Source organism: Streptomyces sp. WELS2 (assembly GCF_013870595.1).
GTDB lineage: Bacteria > Actinomycetota > Actinomycetes > Streptomycetales > Streptomycetaceae > Streptomyces.
This window is the reverse complement of sequence record NZ_JACBWZ010000379.1, coordinates 1-5808: the sequence shown is the minus strand read 5'-3', so window position 1 is coordinate 5808 and position 5808 is coordinate 1. Positions and strand designations below refer to the sequence as shown.

Sequence of the window (5808 nt, the reverse complement as noted above, 5' to 3'; positions counted from 1 at the left end):
ACCGCGGCCACGGCCGCGCGCGCCCCGCCCGCCGGTCTCGCCCAGGTCCTCGAGCTCCTCCGCGTCCAGACCGGCACGGGTCCGCTCGGAGCGCGGCAGGATGCCCTTCGTGCCCTCGGGGATGCCGAGGTCGCTGAAGAGGTGCGGGGAGCTGGAGTACGTCTCCACCGGCTCGTGAAAGTCCAGCTGCAGCGCCTTGTTGATCAGCTGCCAGCGCGGGATGTCGTCCCAGTCGACGAACGTGATCGCCGTACCCTTGGCGCCCGCCCGGCCCGTCCGGCCGACGCGGTGCAGGTAGGTCTTCTCGTCCTCGGGGGACTGGTAGTTGATGACGTGGGTGACGCCCTCGACGTCGATGCCGCGCGCGGCGACGTCGGTGCAGACGAGGACGTCGACCTTGCCGTTGCGGAAGGCGCGCAGCGCCTGCTCGCGGGCGCCCTGGCCGAGGTCGCCGTGGACCGCGCCGGAGGCGAAGCCGCGCCGCTGGAGCTGCTCGGCGATGTCGGCGGCCGTCCGCTTGGTACGGCAGAAGATCATCGCCAGTCCGCGGCCCTCGGCCTGCAGGATGCGGGCGACCATCTCCGGCTTGTCCATGTTGTGCGCGCGGTAGACGAACTGCTTGATGTTCGCGACCGTGGCGCCCTCGTCGTCCGGCGCGGTGGCGCGGATGTGCGTGGGCCGGGACATGTAACGCCGCGCGAGGCCGATGACCGCGCCCGGCATGGTCGCCGAGAACAGCATGGTCTGGCGCTTGGCGGGCAGCATGTCGATGATCTTCTCGACGTCGGGCAGGAAGCCCAGGTCGAGCATCTCGTCGGCCTCGTCGAGGACCAGGCACTTGACGTGCTTCAGGTTCAGCTTCTTCTGGCCCGCGAGGTCCAGCAGCCGGCCCGGGGTGCCGACGACCACGTCGACGCCCTTCTTCAGGGCCTCGACCTGCGGTTCGTACGCCCGGCCGCCGTAGATCGCGACCACCCGGACGTTACGGACCTTGCCCGCCGTCAGCAGGTCGTTGGTGACCTGGGTGCACAGCTCGCGCGTGGGGACGACGACGAGGGCCTGCGGGGCGTCGGTGAGGGCTTCGGGAGCGGCGCGCCCGGCCTCGACGTCGGCGGGGACGGTGACGCGCTCGAGGATCGGAAGGCCGAAGCCCAGCGTCTTTCCGGTGCCGGTCTTGGCCTGGCCGATGACGTCCGTGCCGGACAGGGCTACGGGGAGCGTCATCTCCTGGATGGGGAAGGGGTTGATGATGCCGACGGCTTCCAGGGCCTCGGCGGTCTCGGGAAGGATCCCGAGTTCTCGGAACGTAGTAGTCAGGGTGCTGCCTCTTCTGTGTGCGCGGTGCGAGGCGAGCGCGGGGGTCGTGTCTGACCGTGCCGGGGACGTCGGCTGCCGTACGGGCGAACCACTCGGGCAAGCCGTAAGGCACGGGACCTCTGCCGACGCTCTAGCGCTCGTACCGCTGAGGGTCTCTCCCGTTGTCGTACGGTCTGAGCCGTACGGTCGTGGAGAGCTGTCGGGTCGGAGCCGATCGGGCCACCGACCGGGCATCCTCATGCGTGCGGCCCGTCGGGACACGTCGAACACCGTCGACGCACTCAGCAGGCGCATTACCACCATACCCCGGATCGGCGCACATGCGATGGCCGATTCGGTCACGTAGTGGTGGTCACATTGATCGGCCGGGGTTTCACAGTGATCGGCCGAGGGCTTGAGCGGGCCGCCGAGCGGGCTATTGTGCGCCTCATGACTAGCTCTGACAAGCCTGAGAACGCGTCCGCCGCACCTTCCGGCCCCACCGGTGTCGCCGCCCAGGACTGGGCGCAGGCGTCCGCCGACCCGCAGTACCGCGCCGCCGTCGTGGACCTGCTCGGCGCGCTCGCCTACGGAGAGCTGGCGGCGTTCGAGCGGCTCGCGGAGGACGCCAAGCTGGCGCCGACCCTCGCGGACAAGGCGGAGCTGGCGAAGATGGCCTCGGCCGAGTTCCACCACTTCGAGCGGCTGCGGGACCGGCTGACCGAGATCGGCGAGGAGCCCACGGCCGCCATGGACCCGTTCGTGGCCGCCCTCGACGGCTTCCACCGGCAGACCGCGCCCTCGGACTGGCTGGAGGGCCTGGTCAAGGCGTACGTCGGCGACTCGATCGCCAGCGACTTCTACCGGGAGGTCGCCGCGCGCCTCGACTCCGACACGCGTGAGCTGGTGCTCGCCGTGCTGGACGACACCGGGCACGCAGGCTTCGCGGTGGAGAAGGTGCGGGCCGCCATCGACGCCGACCCGCGGGTGGGCGGCCGGCTGGCGCTGTGGGCGCGGCGGCTGATGGGCGAGGCGCTGTCGCAGTCGCAGCGGGTGGTCGCCGAGCGGGACGCGCTGTCCACGATGCTCGTGGGGGGTGTGGCCGACGGTTTCGACCTCGCCGAGGTCGGCCGGATGTTCTCGCGGATCACCGAGGCGCACACGAAGCGGATGGCCGCGCTGGGCCTCGCGGCCTGAGCCCCGGCACGGCACCGGATCCTCGGTCCGGACCGGGGGCGAGGCCTCTCAGGCCGTCGCTGATCGCCGGCGCAGGCGGCCGGCCGGGCGCAGCAGCAGGGACAGTGACGCGACCGCGATGACCGCGGCGCCCAGCAGGCTGAGCAGAGCGGTGCCGGGGCCGAGGGCAGTACGGGTCACGAAGTCGCCGAACAGGGCTCCGGCGACGCCTGTCGAGTACACCAGCGGGCGGGCCGGCAGCCGGTGGGCGAGCCGGTGCGTCCCCGCCCAGGCGAGGATCAGACCGAGCACGGCGGAGCCGAGTGCTTCGAAGATCATGTCGGGGGTCCCTCCCACGGCCGGTCCGGCTCGACGGTCGTAGCCCGTCTTACCCGTGACCTGCGGATTGCAATCCTTGGCTGTGGAGAAGTTGTGCTCCGTATGTGTGTACGGATGTGCGTACGGACGGGTGCGCGGAGCATGCGAAAGGGCCCGGCGGCAACGGCCGCCGGGCCCTTTCGACGTCTCCGGCTTCAAACGTGACGCTTTCCGCCCGGATGCGTCGGCTTCAAGCGCGACGCCTTCCGTTCAGAGCGCGCCGAAACCCACCTTGCGCACGGTCGGCTCGCCGATCTCCACGTACGCCAGCCGGTCCGTCGGCACCAGGACCTTGCGGCCCTTCTCGTCCTGGAGGCTGAGCAGCCCCGTCTTGCCGGCCAGCGCCTCGGCGACGATGCCCTCGACCTCCTCGACGCTCTGACCGCTCTCCAGAACGATCTCGCGGGGCGCGTGCTGCACGCCGATCTTGACCTCCACGGCTATGTCCCTCCGACGGTCAGTGATGTGCGCGATCAACCGCGCCGTACCCAGCACACATTAGCCCGGTGAGGGGATCCGCACGCCGCGGGACGGAACGCCAGGAGCGAACACCGCGCGGGAACAAACCGGGGCCGGGCCGGGGCGGACCCGGAACGGCCCCGGAAGGGGCGTCCCTCAGTGGTGCTCGGTGCCGTGCAGCGGGAAGCCGGCGATGCCCCGCCAGGCCAGCGAGGCCAGCAGCTGCACCGCCTGGTCGCGCGGGACGCTGCGGTCGCTGTGCAGCCAGGAGCGGGCGACCACCTGGGCGAGCCCGCCGAGGCCGGAGGCGAGCAGCATCGACTCCGCGCGCGACAGGCCGGTGTCCTCGGCGATCACGTCGCAGATCGCCTCGGCGCACTCGTTGGTGACCTTGTCCACGCGTTCGCGCACCGCGGGCTCGTTGGTCAGGTCCGACTCGAAGACCAGCCGGAAGGCCCCGCCGTCGTCCTCCACATAGGCGAAGTAGGCGTCCATGGTCGCCCGGACGCGCTGCTTGTTGTCGGTGGTCGACGCCAGCGCGCCGCGCACGGCCTGGATCAGCGACTCGCAGTGCTGGTCCAGCAGCGCGAGGTAGAGGTCGAGCTTGCCGGGGAAGTGCTGGTAGAGCACCGGCTTGCTCACCCCGGCCCGCTCGGCGATGTCGTCCATCGCCGCCGCGTGGTACCCCTGCGCGACGAAAACCTCCTGAGCGGCCCCCAGCAGCTGGTTCCGCCGGGCTCGGCGCGGCAGACGGGTGCCGCGCGGGCGTGCCGCCTCAGTTTGCTCGATGGCTGTCACGCCGCCTCCCAAAGTCGTCCACATGCGGTCTCGGCCGCGCGGCCATCGTACTTTTCGGTAACCGTGGTGTGCGCGGTGCGAGCGCAGAATTTCACGTACCGGACGGCGGCGAAAGCCGTGCGGCGCCCCGAGGCGGCCGGCCGGGGTCCCGCGAGGTCAGCGGTAGTCGTCCTCGTCGAGCGCGACGACGCGCGCCTGCTCCATGAGATCGGCCTCGCTCCCACGGTCCGGGTCCAGACCCGTCAGGGGGTCGTCGCGCTCCGGCGCGATGTCCGCGTGCTGCTCGGCGGCGTCCCCTTCGGGCGCCTCGACGCCGAACTCCGCGGCCGGCTCGCCCTCCAGCTCGTCGATGTCCTCGATCGCTTCGGGCTCTGTGGGGTCATAGGCCATGGTGGGCTCCCTTCCTACGAACGTCCCTGGAAACAGCAGGGGCCACACGCGGGTGCCCTCTGTACGAGCCTAGGAGACTGCTGATCCGGACGCCATGCCATCAGGCCCGTCCGCTGTCGGGTTCTCCGTCCGGATTCGGTTCACTCTGTGATGGCGAACACATGAATCCGGACGTGATCACCTCGTAACATTGCCGCATGTCTTCGACCGAGTCGCCGTCCGTGCCGGCCGCCAGTGTTCTTCCCCGAGTGGCGCCCGTCCGGGTCGGTGAGGGCGAGCGACTGCGGTCCGTGGGCCTGCCCGGCGTCACGCTGACGATCCGTTCCCGCCGGCCGGCGCGCGAGGGCCTGCCGCCCGCGCTGTACGTCCACGGACTCGGCGGTTCCTCGCAGAACTGGTCGTCGTTGATGGCCGAGCTGGCCGACGCGGTGGACGGCGAGGCGGTCGACCTGCCCGGCTTCGGCGACTCCCCGCCCCCGGACGACGGCGACTACTCCGTCACCGGACACGCGCGCGCGGTCATCCGCCATCTCGACGCCGCCGGCCGCGGCCCGGTGCACCTCTTCGGCAACTCGCTCGGCGGCGCGGTCGCCACGCGCGTGGCCGCCGTGCGTCCCGACCTCGTCCGCACGCTCACGCTCGTCTCGCCCGCCCTGCCGGAGCTGCGCATCCAGCGCACGGCGGTGCCGACCGGGCTGCTCGGGGTGCCCGGGATCGCCGCCCTGTTCACCCGGCTCACCAGGGAGTGGACCGCCGAGCAGCGGGTGCGCGGGGTCATGGGGCTGTGCTACGGCGACCCCGGCCGGGTGACGCCGGAGGCGTTCCAGCAGGCCGTGGAGGAGCTGGAGCGGCGGCTGCGACTGCCGTACTTCTGGGACGCGATGGCCCGCTCCGCGCGCGGCATCGTCAACGCCTACACGCTCGGCGGACAGCACGGGCTGTGGCGCCAGGCCGAACGCGTGCTGGCCCCCACCCTGCTGATCTACGGCGGCCGGGACCAGCTCGTCGGCTTCCGCATGGCCGCCAAGGCCGCCCGCGCCTTCCGTCACTCCCGGCTGGTGACCCTGCCGGACGCCGGGCACGTGGCGATGATGGAGTACCCCGACGTGGTCGCCGGCGCGGTCCGGGAGCTGCTCGCGCAGTCGGCCGGCACCGACGGCACCGCCCCGGACGCGAGGAGCTGAGGGCCAGGGTGGGACGCCACAGCCGCCGCGGACCGGCCCCCAGGACCGAGACGACGGACATAACGCCGGAACGCACCGGCAGACACGGCAACCGCGCCGGGGACGGGGAGCACACCGCCCCCGGGTG

The 5808-nt window shown here is 71.7% G+C and carries 7 protein-coding genes; 2 read left to right on the top strand and 5 right to left on the bottom strand.

Going from position 1 to position 5808, the window contains the following annotated elements; translation table 11 throughout:
• Positions 1–1224 (bottom strand): DEAD/DEAH box helicase (locus tag H5J33_RS21010; protein ID WP_258565260.1); only part of this gene is annotated, 1224 nt, incomplete at its 3' end.
• A 522-nt stretch (positions 1225–1746) separates the two neighbouring features.
• Here H5J33_RS21010 and H5J33_RS21005 point away from each other — a divergent pair.
• Positions 1747–2493: a ferritin-like fold-containing protein gene (locus H5J33_RS21005; RefSeq protein WP_181796471.1), complete on the top strand. Its 747-nt coding sequence runs from the start codon at positions 1747–1749 to the stop codon at positions 2491–2493.
• Positions 2494–2541: 48 nt separating this feature from the next.
• On the opposite strand, the gene H5J33_RS21000 is transcribed toward H5J33_RS21005, so the two are convergent.
• The 4 genes from H5J33_RS21000 to H5J33_RS20985 all read right to left on the bottom strand — a co-directional run bounded on the left by H5J33_RS21000 (position 2542) and on the right by H5J33_RS20985 (position 4497).
• Positions 2542–2811, bottom strand: a complete 270-nt coding sequence (locus H5J33_RS21000; protein WP_181796470.1) for a hypothetical protein — start codon at positions 2809–2811, stop codon at positions 2542–2544.
• Positions 2812–3060: 249 nt separating this feature from the next.
• Positions 3061–3288 (bottom strand): DUF3107 domain-containing protein, encoded by a 228-nt coding sequence (locus H5J33_RS20995; protein WP_030614747.1) that lies wholly within the window; start codon positions 3286–3288, stop codon positions 3061–3063.
• Between the two features lie 177 nt (positions 3289–3465).
• The gene (locus H5J33_RS20990; protein WP_030787897.1) at positions 3466–4107 is read right to left on the bottom strand and encodes a TetR/AcrR family transcriptional regulator; all 642 of its coding nucleotides are present in this window, start codon (positions 4105–4107) and stop codon (positions 3466–3468) included.
• Between the two features lie 156 nt (positions 4108–4263).
• Positions 4264–4497: a hypothetical protein gene (locus H5J33_RS20985; RefSeq protein ID WP_181796469.1), complete on the bottom strand. Its 234-nt coding sequence runs from the start codon at positions 4495–4497 to the stop codon at positions 4264–4266.
• Positions 4498–4694: 197 nt separating this feature from the next.
• Here H5J33_RS20985 and H5J33_RS20980 point away from each other — a divergent pair, with 197 nt between their 5' ends.
• Positions 4695–5681, top strand: coding sequence for an alpha/beta fold hydrolase (locus H5J33_RS20980; RefSeq protein WP_181796468.1), 987 nt, complete (start codon positions 4695–4697; stop codon positions 5679–5681).
• The last annotated feature ends 127 nt before the right edge of the window (positions 5682–5808 follow it).

Bases quoted from the DNA above. Each gene is read 5' to 3' on its own strand.
- H5J33_RS21005 (WP_181796471.1), top strand. From the start codon at position 1,747: ATGACTAGCTCTGACAAGCCTGAGAACGCGTCCGCCGCACCTTCCGGC.
- H5J33_RS21000 (WP_181796470.1), bottom strand. From the start codon at position 2,811: ATGATCTTCGAAGCACTCGGCTCCGCCGTGCTCGGTCTGATCCTCGCC.
- H5J33_RS20985 (WP_181796469.1), bottom strand. From the start codon at position 4,497: ATGGCCTATGACCCCACAGAGCCCGAAGCGATCGAGGACATCGACGAG.
- H5J33_RS20980 (WP_181796468.1), top strand. From the start codon at position 4,695: ATGTCTTCGACCGAGTCGCCGTCCGTGCCGGCCGCCAGTGTTCTTCCC.